Source organism: Streptomyces tauricus, from assembly GCF_014650955.1.
In the GTDB taxonomy this organism is placed as follows: Bacteria; Actinomycetota; Actinomycetes; order Streptomycetales; family Streptomycetaceae; genus Streptomyces; species Streptomyces tauricus.
Genome location: NZ_BMVY01000010.1, coordinates 122,423 through 139,969, shown reverse-complemented (window position 1 = coordinate 139,969; position 17,547 = coordinate 122,423). Strand labels below are relative to the sequence as shown.

Below are 17,547 nucleotides of genomic sequence, written 5' to 3'. Positions count from 1 at the left end.
GCCTCGGGAGGCACCCGGGAACCGCTCAGCACCAGCGGGGCGAGGCGCCGATGTTGTCGATGTAGCGGGCGGCTCCCCAGGCCCAGGTGCCGTCGGCGAGGAGGTACCACAGGTGGTTGCCCTGGACACTCTGGCCGGGCGTCTTGCAGAAGATGGAGACGACCTCGCCGTACTCCGCGAAGCCGATGACGGCGCTGCCGCGGGTCGGCTTGTCCCGCAGGTTCAGTCCGCCGGGCGCGCTGACGCGGCCCTTGTAGTACCTGGGGTGGCTGCTGTCGTGGTTGCCGTGGTGGTCACCCCAGTCGTCCCCCGCGAACGCGGGACTCGTGCCCCCGACGATGAGAGCGCCACCGGCGGCGGCTATCCCAAGACGAACGAAAACGGTACGCAGAGACATGGCGGGCTCCTCCGTGAAATAGGGTCATAGCTGACTAATCGCCACATTAGAAGCGCCTCTCCCGAGCCGCCCGCCACACTGAGCCATCGGGGCGTCCCCGCTCCCCACAAGGGGCGCGGGGAACGGCGCAGTCCTTTGCCCTTCAGGGGCGCGGGGAACGGCGCAATCTTTTGTCTTTGGGGGCGCGCGGGCAACGGCGGGGTGTCACGCTTCAGGGGCGCGGGGAACGGCGCAGTCTCTCGCTTCCAAGGGGCGCGGGGAACGGCGCAAGCTCCGGCCTCCGGCGGGGGCCGCCTACTCCGCGAGCTCCTCCAGAAGCCGGGCCGTGGCCAGCCCGGCCCCCAGGTACTCCACGAAGAGCTCGTTGTGCAGGGCCCACGGGGAACGGCGGGAGCGGATCAGCCGGATCGCCTCGTCGGACGTACGGCCCGCGAGGACCAGGGCGTGGGCGACGACGAGGCCCGAACGGTTGTAGCCGTGGTAGCAGCGGACCAGGACGCGCCTGCCCTCGTCCAGCGCCTCGGCCGCGGTCCGGGCGAGCCGCATCACACCGGTCAGCTGTGTGCCGTCCAGCGGCCCGTCCGGAATGGGCCACACATGGTGCTCCACACCCGGCGCGGGCCCGTGGCCGGGCAGTCGCAGCAGGGTCAGCACCAGGTCGAACTCGTCGTGTACGACAGCGAATTCCGGTTCTCCCGACCGGCCCGTGTACTCGTGCCCGCCCATCCACAGGCCGGGCACTATCTCACTCCACGGGCTGTCCGGGACCGGCACATCGGGTTGCTTCCTGCGAGCCCGCAACGGCGCCTCCCCCTCCAACTGCTCCCAAAGGTAACCGCCTTCTTGCCCCTGGAGCACCCCGCCTGTTCCCATGGTCGAGGGGTGATGATGCATGAACGCACTGCGCGTCATACCGACTTGGCGGCACGGTCAGGAACGGCTCTACGTCTGCCGCACGGACGGCAGGAACGTCGCCTGGTACGACAGGGAGGCCGCCCGGGTCAATCTGCTCAGCGAGGAGCGGCGCGAGGACGTGCTCGATGTGCTCGGACCGTTCCTGACCGGAGCGGTGACGGTCGGACCGCCCCCGGTGCCGACCCCCGCCGAACTCGTCCGGCTGTCCCTGCACCCGGACGACGACCTCGCGCCGAACCGGCCCGGCGAGGCCCTGCAGACCGTGCTCGACCACGAGCCGGGTCCGCAGCGGCGGATGCGACCGGATCCCAGGCGGCACGCCCTCGCGGCGGAGCTGGCGGTCGGCGAGGCGCTGGACCGGCTGGACGGGGCCGGGTGGCGCACCCTGCACTCGGTGCCGCTGCCCGGCGGGGACCGCGTCCATCACCTGGTGATCGGCCCGGGCGGCCTGTTCGCCGTGCACACGGTGTACGCCCGTAAGCAGCGCGTCCTCGTCGCCGATCCCATGGTCACGGTGGGCCGCCGGGAGGCCCGGCCCCTGCTGCGCGTGGTCCGCGCCGACGCGAACCGCGCCTCGTACGCCCTCACCGCCGAGGTACGCCCCGTCCTCGCCCTCTTCGGCCCCAGGGATGTTTCGGTGACGGCCCCGCTGCGTGAGATGCGCATCCTGCTGGACACCGACGTCACGTCACTGGCCCGCGCGGGAGGCGTCCTCAAACCGGCGGACGTGGAGGCCCTGCACGCGATGGCCCGCGACCGGGGGACATGGGTACGGGTCTGAGACCCGGCCCCGGCGCTCCTTAATGAGCGGTCTGTCAGTGCCTTCGGAGCTGGTGACACCACCCCCGGGCCATGCGCTCGACAAAGGGAGGTAGTCATGCCAACTCCGAAGGCCGGTAGCCCCGTTGCGGGACTGCGAAAACCGTAGTGGGGGGCGCCCGTTGGGGCGTCGCTGTGGACGGATCGACCCCCGCCTCCGTGGAGACTTGATTGCGCGCCGCCGTCGTGGGCTGCCGGGCAGGAGCGCCGGCAGCCCACGATCACGTGCGGGCGGGGTCCGCGGCTTGCGTGTCTCAAGCCGCGGTGGGCACCTCGATCGCTTCCGATGACTCAACGGTGCCTGGGCGGATGAGCAGGGCGGCCATGACCCCGCCGGCCGCCAGGATGGCGGCTGTCCAGGCGAACGCTGACTGGTAGCCGTCCACGGCTGCCGCGGCGCGGCTCGCCGCGTCGACCACCTGGCCGCGCAGGGAGTCCTCGGCGGCCGATGTGACCACAGCGCTGAGCGCTGCCACTCCCATGGAGCCGCCGACCTGCTGGGCGACGTGCACCAATGCGGAGCCCACGCCCGCGTCCCGGTCATCGATGCCGGAGGTGGCTGCGCCCATGGCCGGCGCGATGAACAGACCGACCCCGACGCCCGCGACCAGCATGCCGGGCAGTACGTCCGCGGCGTAGGTGCCGTCGACCGGGAGCTGGGTGAACAGCAGCATGCCGGCTGCCGCGGTCAGCATGCCGACCAGCACGATCACGCGAGTGGGGACCCGGCTCGCCAGGGTTGCCGAGACGCCGGAGGCAAGGATGAGCGCAGCGATGAACGGCAGGAACGCGAAGCCGGTGTCGAGAGGGCCGTAGCCCAGCAGCTCGGTCATGTAGAAGGTCATGAAGAGGAAGGTCACGAAGAGCCCGATGCCGCTGACACCGATCGACAGGAGCGACCCCGCCCGCGTCCTGTCCGCCAGGACGCGCAAGGGCAGGAGCGGTTCACGGACACGTGCCTGCGTGGCGATGAACGCACCGAGAACCACGATTCCGGCGCCGATCCATGCGATCGTGCCGGTGCTGTCCCAGCCGGAGGTCTCCGCCTTCGACATCCCGAACACGACGGAGAACAGGCCACCTGCCACGAGCGTCGCCCCGAGCCAGTCGATCCGGGGGCGGGTCCCGCTCATACGCTTGAAGGTGAGAAGCCACAGCGCGCCGCCCGCGGCCACGACGGCCAGCGGTACGTTCACATAGAGGCTCCAACGCCACGACAGATACTCGGTCATGGAACCGCCCAGCAGCAGCCCCACAGCTCCGCCGCCGGCCGAGATGCCTCCGAAGACACCGAAGGCACGGGCCCGTTCCGTCGGCAGCGCGAAGGTCGTGCTCACGAGGGACAAAGCAGCAGGAGCAAGGATGGCGCCCGAGACGCCTTGAAGCGCCCGAGCCGCGACCAGCATCGGGAACCCCTGCGCTGCGCCTCCGAGCCCCGAGGCCACGGCAAAGCCGGCCAGGCCGGCCAGGAAAACGCGTTCGCGACCGAACAGGTCGCCCAGGCGTCCTCCGAGCGGGAGCAGCGCGCCGAACCCGAGCGCGTACGCAGTGATGATCCACTGTCGGTCGCCGGCCGAGAACCCGAGCTCGGCCTGCGCGCTCGGCAGGGCAACGGTGACGACCGTGGAGTCGAGCGAGATCAGCAGCTGTGCGAGCGCGAGGACAGCCAGCACAGCCCACCTGCGCCGCGCCGCCGACTTCTCGCTTGGCTGAGCCTTCTCGTCGTGGCCCGTTGGGCCGTCCGGCCCCTTGGGGCCGGAGAGCAACTGCGTCGGATCTGTTGTCATCTCGAAGCTTCCCTAAAGTGGACTACCTTCTCCGCTTCTCATACTGGAGAGAACTCTCCACTTTTGCAAGCCGTCGCCTACACTGAGATCCGTGACGGACAGCACTGAACTTCACCAACCGCTGCGACGGGACGCGGCACGTAATCGTGAGCTCATCGTCGCTGCGGCGCGCGACCTCTTCGCAGAGTCCGGCCTCGACGTCCCCTACGACGACATCGGACGTCGGGCAGGCGTCGGAGTGGCGACGGTCTACCGGCGGTTCCCGCAACGCGACGACCTCATCGTCACCCTCTTCGACCAGCGCGTGGCCGACCTTGCCAAGCGCGGCGACGAGGCGCTGGAGATGGAGGACGCCTGGACGGGGCTACGGTCGTTCGTCGAAAAGGTGATGACGGCCCAGGCCGGCGACCGCGGTTTCGCACAGGTCCTCACCCGGTCCGCTCTGTACGGCAGGCGAGTGGAGACCTGCGCCGGCCAGTTGCACCCCCGGCTCGCCGCGCTGGTGGAGCGGGCCCACCAGGCCGGCGTGATCCGCCCGGACATCGGCACGGCCGACTTCGAGATGCTGATGACGATGTTGATCTCGATGGTCCACCCGAACACCGGACTGTGGCGCAGATATGCCGCCGTCTTCTTCGACGGCATCACCACGGACCTGGTTCCACGTGAGCGCCTGCCCGCCGATCAGCCGACAGAGGCGGATCTGCGCCAGCTCGTCCTTCGGTGGGCCCACTGAGCCGCTTCGGGACCGGCCCGCCGCGCCGGCCGCGCGCCGCTGGGGCCGTATTCTTCCGCCCGTCGTCCTGATCGGCATTGGTCTGCTCGACACCCCATCCAGGGCGGCGCCTTCCGCCTGTAACACTCCGATCCAGATACGCGGTACGCACGGCCTCGGCCTGCTCAGCGCCCGGGGAAGGACAGTCAGATCCGCTGCACCGGTGCCTAGTACTGCAACGGTGCTTAGACCGTGTCCTACGTGGTGAGGCGGACGAGTCGTTTGTAGCAGCACAGGGCGGCGGCGAGTCCAAGAAATGCCAGGTAGTTGCGGGGGTTGCGCTCATAGCGAGGGCTGAGGCGGTGGTAGCCGGACAGCCAGGACAGGGTGCGCTCGATCACCCACCGTCGGCGTCCTAATCGTTCGCTGGACTCGATTCCTTTCCGGGCGATGCGCACCCCGATGTGCTTTCCCCATAGCCATCTGCGCAGGTGGGGCACGTCGTACGCCTTGTCCGCATGCAGCCGCTGAGCCTTGAAGTACCGGCCCCGGTAGGGGTCGTGTTGCGTTTGGTGACCCGCGATCATGGGCTTCAGGCCCTCGCTGTCGTGGACGTTGCCGGCCGAGATCCCGACGACGAGAGGCAGTCCGTTCGCGTCCGACAAGATGTGCATCTTGGTACCCGGCTTACGCCGGTCCACGGGGCTCGGACCTGTGTGTTCGCCCCCTTTTTTGCCCGGACGTGGGCAGTGTCCAGGACGACGCGGGTGACGTCGATGAGACCGGCATCGTCGAGCCGGTGCAGCACGGCCTGGTGCAGCCGGCCCCAGACACCGGCTCTGGACCAGATCAAAAACCGGCGGTGCGCGGTGGACTTCGAAATGCCGAAGCATGGCGGCAAGGCCCGCCAGGCACAGCCACTGACCAATACGTAGATGATCGCCGCAAACAGCGTCTCATCAGGTGTGTCCGGCGCCCCGCCGCCCTGCGGGCGCACCCTCGAGGGTGGGATCAGCGGCTCCGCGATCTCCCACAATCCATCCGGAACGATCCAACTCCAAGTTCCCCGCCCCATACCGGATTCTACGTCCGCCTCACCACGTAGGACACGGTCTTAAGGGGCGAGGGGAACGGCGCGGCCGACCCCCACCGGCCCGCACTTCCGGCACCGCGCAGCCCGGTGGAGCGCAAAGCCGAGCGCACGGCGGAACGTCAGGGCAGTGATCCCGCCAGACCGGCGTCCAGCAGCGGCTCCAGCAGATCGCCGTGCCGCTCCAGACGGGGAGCGATGTCCCCGGCCGTGAAGACCAGCTCGGCCGGGTCGGCGCAGGACTCGACCTCGTCCCAGGTGACCGGCGTGGAGACCGTGGGAGCCTCGCGCGCCCTGAGGGTGTACGGGGCGGCCGTGGTCTTGCGGGCGGCGTTCTGGCTGAAGTCGACGAAGACCTTGGTGGGGCGCAGGCTGCGGGTCATCCGGTGGATGACCAGGCCGGGCAGGTCGGCCTGCGCCTCCACCGCGAGGGCCTTCGCGTAGGCGGAGACGTCGGCGGACGGGGTGGGCTCCAGGGCGGCCAGCAGATGCAGTCCCTTGGAGCCGGAGGTCTTCGCGTACGCCGTCAGGCCGTCCGCCGCCAGCCGGTCGCGCAGCCATACGGCCACGAGGCAGCACTCCACGATCGTGGCCGGCGCACCGGGATCCAGGTCGAGGACCAGCCGGTCGGCGAGGTCCGGGGCCTGCGCCCGCCACTGCGGGGTGTGGAACTCGGTGACCTGGTTCGCCGCCCACATCAGGGAGGGCAGGTCCTGGACCATGACCATCCGGGCCGGACCCTCCGAACGGGGGACCTCCGTCGTGGCGACCCAGTCGGGCGTACCGGGCGGAACGTTCTTGGTGAAGAAGACCTGGCCGTCCGGACCGTCGGGATAGCGCAGGAAGGAGACGGGGCGGTCGTGGAGATGGGGGAGCAGCGCCGGGGCCGAGGTCGCGTAGTAGTGCAGCAGCTCGCCCTTGGTGAAGCCCGTCGCCGGATGGAGCACCTTGTCCAGGTTGCTCAGGGTCACCTTTCGCCCGGCCACCTCAGTGATTGGCGTCATAGGATGACAATCCCACGTATTCGTACGAAAACGGGTAGGCGGGGAAGCGGGTGAAAGCTACCTGAAGGGTGTCGAACGTGAGATCCATTTGGAACGGTGCCATCTCCTTCGGCCTGGTCAGCATCCCGATCAAGCTGGTGAACGCCACGGAGAACCACGCGATCTCCTTCCGCCAGATCCACACCGAGGACGGCGGCCGCATCCGCTACCGCAAGGTGTGCGAGATGGAGGAGCGCGAGGTGACGTCGTCGGAGATCGGCAAGGCGTACGAGGACGCGGACGGGACGATGATCCCCATCACGGACGAGGATCTGGCCTCCCTGCCGATCCCGACCGCCCGGACGATCGAGATCGTGGCCTTCGTACCGGCCGATCGGATCGACCCGCTCCAGATGGACACGGCGTACTACCTGTCGGCGAACGGGGTGCCGGCGGCCAAGCCGTACACCCTGCTGCGGGAGGCGCTGAAGCGCAGCCAGAAGGTGGCCATCGCGAAGTTCGCCCTGCGCGGGCGGGAGCGGCTGGGCATGCTGCGGGTCGTCGACGACGTCATCGCCATGCACGGGCTGCTGTGGCCGGACGAGATCCGGACGCCCGAGAGCGTCGCCCCGGACACGAGCGTCACCGTCCGGGACAAGGAACTGGACCTGGCGGACGCGCTGATGGACACGCTGGGGGAGGTCGACCTCGCGGAGCTGCACGACGACTACCGCGAGGCGGTGGAGGAGATGATCGCGGCGAAGGCGTCCGGGGAGGCGGCGCCGTCCGCTCCCGCCGCCGAGAGGTCCGGCGGCAAGGTCATCGACCTGATGTCCGCGCTGGAGAACAGCGTGCGGCAGGCGCGGGTCGCGCGCGGCGAGGACGCCGAAGCCGCGTCCGCGGGTGACGGGGCCGAGGTGAAGCCTCTCCGCAAGAGTCCGGCCCGAAAGACACCGGCAGCGTCCTCCAAGCCGGCTTCGGGCAAGAAGAAGACAGCAGCGAAGAAGACAACCACGAAGGCGACGGCGGGCTCAAAGAAGACAGCAACAAAGAAGACGGCCAACCCCCCGGCCAAGAAGACCCCGGCCAAAAAACGAGCATCAGCCTAACCACCCACCCGCACCCTCCAGAGCACCCCTGGGGGCGCGGGGAACGGCGCACGCAATCCGCAACGGCGGTGCGCCGCCCACCAACCCGACACCAAGTGCCGCTTTTCAGGGGCGCGGGGAACGGCGCACTCAACCCTCACCGACGACGCGCCACCCACCGCTTTCAAGGGGCGCGGGGAACGGCGCAACAACCCCCACCGGCCGAAGCCGGAGCCGGAGCCGGAGGCAACCCCTCACCCACCCGCGGCCAGCCGGACCGGTAGGGCCCGATGCCCGTTCGAGATGAACGACCCCACCGGCTCCAACCCACCCCCACCACCAACCGCAAGCCGCACATCCGGAAACCGCTCGAAAAGCGCCGGCAGCGCGACCCGAGCCTCCATCCGCCCCAGGGGCGCCCCCAGGCAGAAGTGCACCCCATGCCCGAAGGCCAAATGCTCCTTACCGACCCGGGTGACATCGAAAAGCCCCGCATCAGCCCCGTGATCCACAGGATTGCGCCCCGCCGCCGCGTAGGCCGCAAGAATCGCCTCGCCCTTGCGAATCACCACCCCCGAGGGCCCGCCCAGCTCCCCGACCGCCAGGTCCTCCACGGCGTACCGCAACGGCAGACTCGCCACCGGCGCCTCCACCCGTAACGTCTCCTCGATCACGTCGTCCCACCCGGCCCGCCCCGCCCGGACATGCGCGAGCTGTTCCGGATGGGTGAGCAGTGCGTGGATCGCGTTGTCGATGAGGTTGACCGTGGTCTCGTGCCCCGCGCTGATCATCAGCACCAACGTGTCGAGCAACTCCTGCTCGCTCAGCCGCGTACCGCCCTCGTCGTCCCGCGCGGAGATGAGCGCGGACGTGAGGTCGTCCCCGGGCGACTCCCGCTTCGCGGCGACGAGTTCACCGAGTGCCGCGTACAGCCGCGCGTAGATGTCCGTGACCTCCTCCGGCGTCGCGGCGGTGTTGAAGACGCCGTCCACGACGGCCCGCAGCTCCGCGCCCTTCTCCTCGGGCAGCCCGAACAGTTCACTGATCACCTGGATCGGCAGCGGGTAGCAGAACTCCTCGCGCAGGTCGACGACTTCGGACCGCCGCCCGGCCTCCTCGATACGGTCGAGCAGTTGCCCGGTGATCTCCTCGATACGCGGCCGCAGCGCGGCGGTGCGGCGAGCGGTGAACGCCTTCGCCACCAGCGCCCGCAGCCGTTTGTGCTCCCCGCCGTAGGCCGTGAACATGTTCTGTACGGCGACCCAGGTGAACAGGGGCCACTCCGGCGAGATCTCCCCGTTGATCCACAGCGGCCAGTGCTGCCGTGCGTCCTTCGACACCCGCGGGTCCGTGAGCAGCCGTTTCAGCAGGTCCGTACTGCTGACCGCCCAGGCCTGGACGCCACCCGGGAGTTCGACCCGGGTCACCGGCCCGCGCTCGCGTATCCGTGCCGCCTCGCCGTGGATGTCACGACCGGACGGGTCGATGACGATGGATCCCTGCTCGGACATGGGAGCCTCCCAGTACTTGAAACGGGAACCGTGCCAACACCAATACGCCGGGTGACGTCACGGGTCCATGGGGGGACCCAACGAGACCGGGCGGGACCCACTGCGCACTTCGGCAAGTTACCTACGCGTACTGGCAAGTTGAGGCCCACGGTCCGTTCTAATGTCATGATCCCGGGTGAGAGGTGGTGGCAGCCGAACCATGCCGAGCAGTGAGGCGCCGAGGTGGCTGCGGCCCCTGGGCCCGGACGTGCGGACCCTCCCGGCCGGAGAGTGGTGGGACGCGGTGCGGGTGCCGGTGGCCGCGGGCCTGCGCATCCTCGAACATCTGGGTTCGCGCACGGGAGCGGTGATCGAGGACGGCTACGGCGGTGTCCTGTACTGGCTGATCCCGCCCGGTGAGGCCGCCACCTGGGACGTTCCCCCGGCCCAGATCCTCGGCCCGGGCTCCCACGTGGCCGTCCCGCCCCGGCATCGTACGTACGCGCCCGGTCTGCACTGGCGCGTGCCGCCGACCAGGACCCGCCACTGGACGGACCCGGCCCACCTCCACGCCGCCCTGCGCCTCATCACTCTGCCCTGAGCGCAGCGGCCCCCCAAGGCCCGCTTTTCACTCCTCGCACGCTCCCGCAGCGGGGATCTTGACGCGTTGGAGTTACCGGTAACATCATGGTGCCGCAGCGCCAACGCCGACGCCCCGGTCGGCTCGTCGCCCGCGCCGGCGCGGGCCGTCAACCGCCGACTGGAGTCCGCGTGAGTGACTACGGAGTCGCCGCCGGGCCCGCGCTCGGCAAGGCCGTCGAGTGGTCCGGGGTGCGTGCTGTACCGCTCCTGCTGGACGCGGTCTCGGCGCTGTGCCCGGCCGCCACCCTCCGGCTGGTCCGTGCCACGCGCACGCCCGCCGCCCGCTGACACGTCCGCCGACACACCCGCTGACGCGCTGCCAGTACCTCCGACCCCCTGTCCGAGCCGAAGGGAAACAGCATCCCCATGTCCGCTCCGAACACGTCGCCTCCGAGCTCGTCGTCCCTCACTGCGCCGTCACTCACTACCTCGTCCGACGGGTTCCTGCTCCACGGGGAGCCGTTCAGGATCATCTCCGGGGCGATGCACTACTTCCGCGTCCACCCCGACCAGTGGGCCGACCGGCTCCGCAAGGCCCGGCTCATGGGTCTCAACACGGTGGAGACGTACGTCCCGTGGAACCTCCACCAGCCCGAACCCGGCACCCTCGTCCTCGACGGCATCCTCGACCTGCCCCGCTATCTGCGGCTGGCCCGGGCCGAGGGCCTGCACGTCCTGCTGCGCCCGGGCCCGTACATCTGCGCCGAGTGGGACGGCGGCGGTCTGCCCTCCTGGCTCACCGCGGACACCGGCATCCGGCTGCGCACCAGCGACCCCCGCTTCACCGACGCCCTCGACCGCTATCTCGACCTGCTGCTGCCCCCGCTCCTGCCCCAACTCGCCGCGAACGGCGGCCCGGTGATCGCCGTACAGGTGGAGAACGAGTACGGGGCGTACGGCGACGACCGCGCGTACCTGGAACACCTCGCCGAGGCCTTCCGCACCCGGGGCGTCGGGGAACTCCTCTTCACCTGCGACCAGGCCGACCCGGAGCACCTGGCGGCGGGCAGCCTCCCCGGCGTCCTCAGCACCGGCACCTTCGGCAGCCGGATCCCCGAATCCCTGGAGCGGTTGCGTGCCCATCGGCCCGAAGGGCCCCTGATGTGCGCGGAGTTCTGGATCGGCTGGTTCGACCACTGGGGCGAACCGCACCACGTGCGCGACGCGGCCGACGCCGCCGCCGACCTCGACCGGCTGCTCTCCGCGGGCGCCTCGGTCAACATCTACATGTTCCACGGCGGCACCAACTTCGGTTTCACGAACGGCGCCAACCACGACCACGCGTACGAGCCCATCGTGACCTCGTACGACTACGACGCGGCCCTCACCGAGTCCGGCGACCCGGGTCCGAAGTACCACGCCTTCCGCGAGGTCATCGCCCGGCACGCCCCCGTCCCGGAGAAGCCCGCTCCGGCGGCCGGCCCCAAACTGCCGCCGCGGGTGGTGGAGTTGAGTGACCGTGCGCCGTTGCTCCCGCACGTCGGCGTCCTCGCCGAGCCGGTACGCGTCGACGCCGACCCGGTGACGATGGAGGAACTGGGCCGGCACGCCGGGTACGCCCTCTACCGCACCACGCTGCCCGTCTCCGGCGACGGTGTCCTGCGCTTCACGGGCGGGGTCGGCGACCGGGCTCAGGTCTTCGTGGACGGCGCCCCCGTCGGCGTACTCGAACGTGAACGGCACGAAGAAGCCCTGCCCGTGCGCGTTCCGCGTACCGGCGCCACGCTCGACGTGCTCGTCGAGAACATGGGCGGGGTCAACTACGGCCCGCGCATCGGCGCCCCCAAGGGACTGCTCGGCCCCGTCACCTTCGACGGCACCGCCCTGCACGGCTGGGACTGCCACCCGCTGGCCCTGGACACCGTGGACCCGGTGCCCTTCGCGCCGGTGGCGGACTCACCCCCGGAGGCCGGGCCCGCCTTCCACCGCGGCACCTTCGAGGTCGGCACGCCCGCAGACACCTTCCTCTGCCTGCCCGGCTGGACCAAGGGCCAGGCCTGGATCAACGGCTTCCACCTCGGCCGCTACTGGAACCGCGGCCCGCAGCGCACGCTGTACGTGCCCGCGCCCGTCCTGCGCCCCGGCACCAACGAACTCGTCCTGCTGGAGCTGCAGGCCACGACCGAGCCGCGCGCCCACCTCACGGACACGCCCGACCTCGGACCGGTGAAGCCCTGATGACCTCCCTCCGCCCGCCCCCGCGCTCGACGTCCCTCCGTCTGCGGGTGTCCGCGCCCGCCGAGCCTCCCCTCACAGGTCACCTCCCTCTGACGGACGCCCCCGGTGTCCCCGACCCGATCGAGGTCACCAGCCGCTACCTCACCCGCGGCGGCCGGCCCTGGTTCCCGGTGTCCGGCGAGTTCCACTACACCCGCTACCCGGCGGGGGAGTGGGAGGAGGAGCTGCTGAAGATGAAGGCGGGCGGGGTGACGGCCGTCGCGAGTTACGTCATCTGGATCCACCACGAGGAGACCGAGGGCCGGATCCGCTTCGACGGCGACCGTGACCTGCGGCGCTTCGCCCGACTCTGCGCGCGCCACGGCCTGGATCTCATCCCGCGCATCGGCCCCTGGTCCCACGCGGAGGTCCGCAACGGCGGCTTACCCGACTGGCTGCTCATCCGCGCGTGCACTCCGCGCACCGACGATCCGGCCTACCTGGAACCCGTACGCACCTGGTTCGAGGCGATCGCCGGCCAACTGAGCGGACTCGACCGCGCACACGGTGGTCCGGTCGTCGCGATCCAGATCGAGAACGAGCTGTACGACCAGCCGGGCCACCTGCTCACCCTGAAACGCATGGCCCAGGCCGCCGGACTGAGCGCCCCGCTGTGGACGTCGACGGCATGGGGCGGCGTCCAACTCCCGCCCGGTGAACTGCTTCCGCTGTACGGCGGCTACCCCGAGACCTTCTGGACCGAGGCCGACGGCGGCTGGCCCGACACCTGCCGCAAACACTTCTTCTTCACCCACCAGCGCGACGACGAGGGCATCGGCGCCGACCTGCGCCCGACCCCGGTACGCGGCGCCGCCCCCACGGACTCGGCGGACTCGGCGGCCCGAGTTCCCTGGGTCACTTGTGAGTTGGGCGGCGGCATGGCGGTCTCGTACCACCGCCGCCCACGCGTCGAAGCGGCCGACGTCGGCGCGCTCGGCCTCACGAAGATCGGCTGCGGTTCCGTGTGGCAGGGCTACTACATGTTCCACGGAGGTACGAATCCGCTGGGCGAGCGGACGACCCTCCAGGAGTCCCACGCGACGGGTTACCCCAACGACCTCCCCGTCCGCACGTACGACTTCCAGGCCCCGCTCGGCGAGTACGGCCAGTACCGCCCCTCGTACGACGAACTGCGCCTGCAACACCTGCTGTTGGCGGACTTCGGATCTCTCCTCGCGCCCATGGAGTCATTCCTCCCCGTACGGCAGCCGTCGGGGCAGGACGACCGGGACACCCTGCGCTGGGCGGTCCGGGCCTCGGCGGACTCCGGCTTCCTCTTCGTCAACAACCACCAGCCGCACGAGGAGTTACCGGCGCACCCGGACACCTCGTTCACGGTCGAGTTCCCGGCGGGTCCCGCCCTCACCTTCCCGAGCACACCGGTGACGGTCCCGACGGGCGCGTACTTCTGCTGGCCCCTCCGCCTGGACGTGGGAGGCCTGCGCCTGGACTGGGCGACGGCACAGCCCGTATGCACGGTCGTCGACGACGGTGACGACGACGGCGACGGCGACGGCGACGGCGACGGCGACGGCGACGGCGACGGTCGTACGGTTCTGGTGCTGGCGGCGACGGAGGGTGTGCCGGTCGAACTGGCGCTGGACGCGCGGACGTTGACGTCGGTACGGGCGCCCTCCGGAGCGTGCGTCACGCTCGACGACCGGGTCCTGATCACAGGACTGCGTCCCGGCACCGACGCCCTGGTGGAGGTGGACACGGCGGACGGCGAACGGGTCGGCCTCCTGGTCCTGGACGCGAGGACGGCCCGTACCGCCTACAAGGGAGTCGCCTGGGGAGCGGAGCGGCTGGTGCTCTGCGAGGCGGGCGCGGGCGTCGTCTTCGACGAGCACGCGCGGGACGGCCAGGGCGAGTTACGGGTGCACGGCCCGGCCGGCGCGACATCGTTCGCCGTGCTGCCCGCGCCGCCACGGCCTCCGGTGGTGAAGGGCGCGTACGTGCGCGAGTCGGCGGACGGGGTGTTCACGCGGTACCGGGTGACCGGCGACGGCCGGGAGCCGCGTCCGGTGCTGCGTGCGGCGGAGGCCGTGCTCGTCCGTGCCGTCGGCCCGGCGCCCGAACCCGTGACGGGTGTGCGGGGCCGGGCGAGCGCTCCCGCCGACGAGCACTACGACACGACCGCCGCCGAGTACGCCATCACCGTCCCGGACGGACTCCCGCTCACCGGAACCCTCCTGCGCGTCCACTGGTCCGGGGACGTGGCACGCGCGTACGTGGGCGACACGCTCGTGGCGGACCAGTTCCACTCGGGACGGGTCTGGGACATCGCCCTGGACCGGCTCCCGGCGTTCGCCCTCCGGGGGGAGGGACTGCGACTGAGGGTGCTGCCGAGGGCGGCGGACGCACGGGTGTACGTGCCGGAGGGGGCGCAGGGGACGCCGTCGACGGAAGGGGCCTCCGATGCCGGGGGTGCCGTGGTGGCCGTCGGGCGGGTCGAGTGGGTGATGACCCGTACGTGGGTGGTCGGGGAGGGGTGAGCCCGTGGCGGCGCCCTCTCGCCCGGCGGCCTATTCTGTGGGCCAGCCGGGCGAGGGAACGACCGCCGGGACGAACCACGAACCCGAAGGACATCACCCGCCATGACCCGAAGTACCGGTGACGGCGCGCCGCCCCAGGGACCTGGTCCTGGGCCTTCACCTGGACCTGGACCTGGAGATGGGTCTGCTTCTGGCGCCTCCGAAGTTGTTCCCAAGGGCCGCAGTCGCCGGAACTTCGCGGGCGCGCGGCCGGTGATGGACGACGTGGCGCGGCTGGCCGGGGTGTCCAAGCAGACCGTGTCCCGTGTGCTGAACGACAACCCGGCCGTCCGCCCCGAGACCCGCGAGGCGGTCAGGACCGCCATGCGCACGCTCGGCTACCGCCCGAGCCGCAGCGCACGCTCCCTCGCCAGCGGCCGGACCCGCATGCTGGGCGTGATCTCCTTCGACGCGGCCCGTTTCGGCCCGGCCTCCATCCTGACCGCGATCAACAGCGCGGCCCAGGAGGCGGGTTACCTGGTCAGCTCCATCGCCCTCGACACGGCGGACCGGGCCACCGTCGTACGGGCCGTGGACACCCTGTCGGCCGAGGGGGCGGACGGTGTGATCGCCATCGCCCCGCAGCGCTGGGTGGGCAGGGCGCTGGCGGAGGCGCGGCTCGACACCCCGCTGATGGTCCTGGAGAACGACCTCGGCAAGGACGCGTCGTTCGTCACGGCGGACAACCGGGCGGGCGCCCGCAAGGCGACCGAGCACCTGCTGGACCTCGGGCACGCGACGGTCCAGCACATCGCGGGCCCCACGGGCTGGCTGTCGGCGGACCGCAGGGTGGAGGCCTGGCGGGCCACGCTGAAGGCGGCGGGGGCCACGGTCCACGAGCCGCTCGTCGGTGACTGGAGCGCCGACTCGGGTTACGAACTGGGCCGCAGACTGGCCGACGACCCCGCTGTCACCGCGATCTTCGCTTCCAACGACCAGATGGCGCTCGGTGTGCTGCGCGCCCTGCACGAGTCGGGCCGCCGTGTACCGGACGACGTCAGCGTGGTCGGCTACGACGACATCCCCGAGGCCGCGCACCTGCTTCCCCCGCTGACCACGGTCCGTACCGACTTCCCCGAGATCGGTACGCGTTCGCTGCGGCTGCTCCTGTCCCAGCTGGACGGCCCGCCGGAACCGGAACTGGGCCGGGTGGTGCCGGTCGAGCTGATCGTGCGCAGAAGTACGGGCCCGGCGCCGGCCCGTTGAGCGGCGGAGCGGCTGAGCGATCACACGGTCATGGACGAGGAAAATCTGTGTGGATCAGGTGAGTGGGCAGGCACTCAGGCGGGATAGAAAGAACACATGCCGGAGCACGAGACCCCCGTCGGAGCCATGGATGACGTCGATGTCACGAAGGACCTGGACGTCGTGAGGGACGCAACTGAAGTGGTCACGAAGAACGACACGGCGGTCGACGACGTCGCGGTCGCGGCAGCCGAGGAGATGACCGCCGACGGTGCCGCGGCCAGGGGGGCGGCCGTCGACGATGTCGACGCGGTGACCCGGGCGGTGCTGACGGCGTCGCGCGTGCTGGTGGCGGTCTCGGCCCGTTCGCTCGCCGAGGTCGAGGAACGGGTGACGCTGCCGCAGGTCCGGATGCTGGTCGTGCTGTCCACGCGCGGCGCCACCAAGCTGGTCACGCTCGCCGAACTGCTCCAGGTCGCGCCGTCCACGGCCATGCGCATGGTCGACCGGCTCATCAGCGCAGGTCTGGCCGACCGGCAGACCAACCCCGGCAACCGCCGCGAGACCCTGCTCCAGCTCACGGAGGAGGGCCGGCGCACGGTCGAGGACGTCACGGCCCGCCGGCGCGCGGAGATCGCCACGATCGTGGAACGCCTCACTCCTGGCCAACGGACGGCGATAGTCGAGGCGTTGACCGCGTTCAACGAGGCGGGCGGCGAGCCCCCGGTCCCGGACGTGGACGACGCGGAGGACGGGGTGCCGCACCCGCTGGGCTGGGTGGACCCGCCGACGGTCCACGACGCGTAGGGCTCCGCCGTTCACCCGACGGCAGGGGTGGGGGTCGGAGTCGGGGTCGGAGAGGTCGTGTTGACGCCCAACCCCTCGGGCTCGTTGAGGACGAGGACGGGCGCGCCCGGCTGCGGGGCGGGCGGGGTCATCTCGGCCTTGGGGAGCTTGGGCGGGGTGGTCTGCTGGAAGTTGACCTGGTCGTAGTTGACGAGGTCGGTCTTCTCCAGCACGGTGATGTGGTCGAGGACGGTGTCGTTGGCCAGGTCGGCGAGTTCACGGATCATGGTGTTCTTCGTGTTGGCGCGGATCTTGGCGATGACGGGGAAGATCTGTCCGTGCGTGACGCGCATGATGTTGACGGCGGTCGTGTCGAACTGCTGCCCCGTGCTGCCGTCCACGGTGGCCACGAACTGCTGCTGTTGCGGACTGGCCTGGTTGGGCAGGGTGATCCCCAACTCGGGCGCCATCCTCCGGCACATGGCGTCGAGCCCGGAGTGCCCGGCGACGAGATGTTTCCCGGCCTCCTTCATGGCGGGGGTGGTGCCACGCTCCATGGCCATGAGCCCCAGAGGATGCTCCCAGAGCCCGGCGGCCCGCACCTTGACGACGAAGTCGCGATCGGCCTCGGTCAGGGACCCGTACCGGGTGTTGGCGATGATCCGGTCCTGGCTGGTCGTGGTGGTCTCCACCCCGACAAGAGCCGGATATGCGAGCGCGGCCAGCGTCACCGCCAGCCCACCGATCACGAATACGGTCCCTGCGGTGCGTTGCGTGACACGCATGCTGCCTCCTGAGAAGAACGGCCCGATCCACAGGAGGTACGTAAGAGAAGCACAAGGCAATCATTGCGCTAGGTAAATTTTGCACTCGATGCGAGTTCCGCCTGTCCACCGGAG

Annotated in this window: 15 protein-coding genes and 1 pseudogene; 9 read left to right on the top strand and 7 right to left on the bottom strand. The window is 70.4% G+C overall.

Annotation, left to right across the window (positions count from 1 at the left end; all coding sequences use genetic code 11):
* Nucleotides 1–25: 25 nt before the first annotated feature.
* Nucleotides 26–397: an SH3 domain-containing protein gene (locus IE278_RS18190; RefSeq protein WP_189773546.1), complete on the bottom strand. Its 372-nt coding sequence runs from the start codon at nt 395–397 to the stop codon at nt 26–28.
* 294 nt (nt 398–691) lie between these two features.
* Nucleotides 692–1,198, bottom strand: a complete 507-nt coding sequence (locus tag IE278_RS18185) for a protein-tyrosine phosphatase family protein (RefSeq protein WP_189773544.1) — start codon at nt 1,196–1,198, stop codon at nt 692–694.
* Between the two features lie 91 nt (nt 1,199–1,289).
* On the opposite strand from IE278_RS18185, the gene IE278_RS18180 reads away from it, so the two are divergent.
* A complete protein-coding gene (locus IE278_RS18180; RefSeq protein WP_189773542.1) occupies nt 1,290–2,093 on the top strand; it encodes a nuclease-related domain-containing protein in 804 nt (267 codons plus the stop codon).
* 292 nt (nt 2,094–2,385) lie between these two features.
* Here the strand turns inward: IE278_RS18180 and IE278_RS18175 are convergent, their stop codons facing one another.
* Nucleotides 2,386–3,918: an MFS transporter gene (locus IE278_RS18175; protein WP_189773540.1), complete on the bottom strand. Its 1,533-nt coding sequence runs from the start codon at nt 3,916–3,918 to the stop codon at nt 2,386–2,388.
* A gap of 91 nt (nt 3,919–4,009) precedes the next feature.
* Here IE278_RS18175 and IE278_RS18170 point away from each other — a divergent pair, with 91 nt between their 5' ends.
* The gene (locus IE278_RS18170; protein WP_189773538.1) at nt 4,010–4,654 is read left to right on the top strand and encodes a TetR/AcrR family transcriptional regulator; all 645 of its coding nucleotides are present in this window, start codon (nt 4,010–4,012) and stop codon (nt 4,652–4,654) included.
* A 236-nt stretch (nt 4,655–4,890) separates the two neighbouring features.
* Here the strand turns inward: IE278_RS18170 and IE278_RS18165 are convergent.
* Both IE278_RS18165 and ligD read right to left on the bottom strand, forming a co-directional pair.
* Nucleotides 4,891–5,708, bottom strand: a protein-coding gene (locus IE278_RS18165) for an IS5 family transposase (protein ID WP_189773536.1) whose coding sequence is annotated in 2 segments (ribosomal slippage) — nt 4,891–5,369 and nt 5,369–5,708 — 819 coding nt in all. Because the reading frame shifts where the segments join, the coding sequence is not laid out codon by codon here.
* A 137-nt stretch (nt 5,709–5,845) separates the two neighbouring features.
* Nucleotides 5,846–6,727 carry a non-homologous end-joining DNA ligase gene (gene ligD, locus IE278_RS18160; protein ID WP_189773535.1) on the bottom strand — a complete coding sequence of 294 codons (882 nt, stop codon included), beginning with the start codon at nt 6,725–6,727 and terminating at the stop codon, nt 5,846–5,848.
* Nucleotides 6,728–6,804: 77 nt separating this feature from the next.
* On the opposite strand from ligD, the gene ku reads away from it, so the two are divergent.
* Complete coding sequence (ku, locus tag IE278_RS18155) at nt 6,805–7,815, top strand: non-homologous end joining protein Ku (RefSeq protein WP_246570375.1); 1,011 nt, start codon at nt 6,805–6,807, stop codon at nt 7,813–7,815.
* 233 nt (nt 7,816–8,048) lie between these two features.
* Here the strand turns inward: ku and IE278_RS18150 are convergent, their stop codons facing one another.
* Nucleotides 8,049–9,305 carry a cytochrome P450 family protein gene (locus IE278_RS18150; RefSeq protein WP_189773531.1) on the bottom strand — a complete coding sequence of 419 codons (1,257 nt, stop codon included), beginning with the start codon at nt 9,303–9,305 and terminating at the stop codon, nt 8,049–8,051.
* A gap of 199 nt (nt 9,306–9,504) precedes the next feature.
* On the opposite strand from IE278_RS18150, the gene IE278_RS18145 reads away from it, so the two are divergent.
* From IE278_RS18145 to IE278_RS18120, 6 genes and pseudogenes are all read left to right on the top strand, one after another.
* Complete coding sequence (locus tag IE278_RS18145) at nt 9,505–9,885, top strand: hypothetical protein (protein ID WP_189773529.1); 381 nt, start codon at nt 9,505–9,507, stop codon at nt 9,883–9,885.
* A gap of 182 nt (nt 9,886–10,067) precedes the next feature.
* Nucleotides 10,068–10,214, top strand: a pseudogene (locus IE278_RS18140) (MFS transporter); the annotation flags it as partial.
* Between the two features lie 78 nt (nt 10,215–10,292).
* Entirely contained in the window at nt 10,293–12,104 is a 1,812-nt protein-coding gene (locus tag IE278_RS18135) for a glycoside hydrolase family 35 protein (protein WP_189773527.1), read from the top strand.
* Complete coding sequence (locus tag IE278_RS18130) at nt 12,104–14,638, top strand: beta-galactosidase (protein ID WP_189773525.1); 2,535 nt, start codon at nt 12,104–12,106, stop codon at nt 14,636–14,638. Before IE278_RS18135 ends, IE278_RS18130 begins: the two co-directional genes overlap by 1 nt.
* A gap of 255 nt (nt 14,639–14,893) precedes the next feature.
* Nucleotides 14,894–15,883, top strand: coding sequence for a LacI family DNA-binding transcriptional regulator (locus IE278_RS18125; RefSeq protein ID WP_246570374.1), 990 nt, complete (start codon nt 14,894–14,896; stop codon nt 15,881–15,883).
* Nucleotides 15,884–16,120: 237 nt separating this feature from the next.
* A complete protein-coding gene (locus IE278_RS18120; protein ID WP_246570383.1) occupies nt 16,121–16,669 on the top strand; it encodes a MarR family winged helix-turn-helix transcriptional regulator in 549 nt (182 codons plus the stop codon).
* A gap of 11 nt (nt 16,670–16,680) precedes the next feature.
* On the opposite strand, the gene IE278_RS18115 is transcribed toward IE278_RS18120, so the two are convergent.
* Nucleotides 16,681–17,433: a DUF4142 domain-containing protein gene (locus IE278_RS18115; RefSeq protein ID WP_189773519.1), complete on the bottom strand. Its 753-nt coding sequence runs from the start codon at nt 17,431–17,433 to the stop codon at nt 16,681–16,683.
* Nucleotides 17,434–17,547 lie beyond the last annotated feature (114 nt).

Excerpts from the sequence above, each read along its gene's own strand:
- IE278_RS18190 (WP_189773546.1), bottom strand. The coding sequence starts at position 397 with ATGTCTCTGCGTACCGTTTTCGTTCGTCTTGGGATAGCCGCCGCCGGT.
- IE278_RS18180 (WP_189773542.1), top strand. The coding sequence starts at position 1,290 with ATGAACGCACTGCGCGTCATACCGACTTGGCGGCACGGTCAGGAACGG.
- IE278_RS18175 (WP_189773540.1), bottom strand. The coding sequence starts at position 3,918 with ATGACAACAGATCCGACGCAGTTGCTCTCCGGCCCCAAGGGGCCGGAC.
- ligD (WP_189773535.1), bottom strand. The coding sequence starts at position 6,727 with ATGACGCCAATCACTGAGGTGGCCGGGCGAAAGGTGACCCTGAGCAAC.
- IE278_RS18150 (WP_189773531.1), bottom strand. The coding sequence starts at position 9,305 with ATGTCCGAGCAGGGATCCATCGTCATCGACCCGTCCGGTCGTGACATC.
- IE278_RS18145 (WP_189773529.1), top strand. The coding sequence starts at position 9,505 with ATGCCGAGCAGTGAGGCGCCGAGGTGGCTGCGGCCCCTGGGCCCGGAC.
- IE278_RS18135 (WP_189773527.1), top strand. The coding sequence starts at position 10,293 with ATGTCCGCTCCGAACACGTCGCCTCCGAGCTCGTCGTCCCTCACTGCG.
- IE278_RS18130 (WP_189773525.1), top strand. The coding sequence starts at position 12,104 with ATGACCTCCCTCCGCCCGCCCCCGCGCTCGACGTCCCTCCGTCTGCGG.
- IE278_RS18125 (WP_246570374.1), top strand. The coding sequence starts at position 14,894 with ATGGACGACGTGGCGCGGCTGGCCGGGGTGTCCAAGCAGACCGTGTCC.
- IE278_RS18120 (WP_246570383.1), top strand. The coding sequence starts at position 16,121 with ATGACCGCCGACGGTGCCGCGGCCAGGGGGGCGGCCGTCGACGATGTC.
- IE278_RS18115 (WP_189773519.1), bottom strand. The coding sequence starts at position 17,433 with ATGCGTGTCACGCAACGCACCGCAGGGACCGTATTCGTGATCGGTGGG.